Here is a 531-nt window from a genome sequence, read left to right on the forward strand (position 1 = left end):
AGAGACGCTGGAGGCGATGTTCAACGGGCCCGAGGCTGGTCAGACGGAGAGAGACGGCGACCCCCAGGACCACCCGGACCTCGAGCAGAACGCCGGCACCGGAGCGGCTGAGGAGGATGTGGCGTCAGCTGAGGCGCTGGAGGCGATGTTCAACGCGCCCGAGGTGGAGAGCACCGGGGCGGATGATCAGCCACAGGATCCCGAGAACACCGAAGAGCTGCATTCCACCAGTTCTGCTGCGGAGGCGGACGTGTCGGCAGAGACGCTGGAGGCCATGGACAACGAGCCCGCTGCGGGCAAAGCCATCAAGGAGGAGCAGCCCCAGACCACCGCCGAGTCCACGGATCTTCCCGAGCTCGAGGAAGCTGGCCAGGTGCGGGAGGAAGCCCTCGAATCCCCGGCCAGGATCGAGCTGAGCCTGATGGGCAAGCCCGAGATCCACGGGGCCACCGGTGAATCCGCTGGGCGCGCGGCAGGAGAAGTCGTCGCCTACCTCCACCTCCACGGTGGCCACTCGGACGTAGCCGCGTT

The 531-nt window shown here is 67.4% G+C and carries 1 protein-coding gene; it reads left to right on the forward strand.

Annotated elements, in window-relative coordinates:
• Positions 1–531, forward strand: a 531-nt coding sequence (locus tag RF645_RS13350) for a hypothetical protein (protein WP_368819280.1), incomplete at both ends; no start/stop codon positions are given.

This window comes from Kocuria sp. CPCC 205260 (assembly GCF_040981045.1).
Classification (GTDB): Bacteria; Actinomycetota; Actinomycetes; order Actinomycetales; family Micrococcaceae; genus Kocuria; species Kocuria palustris.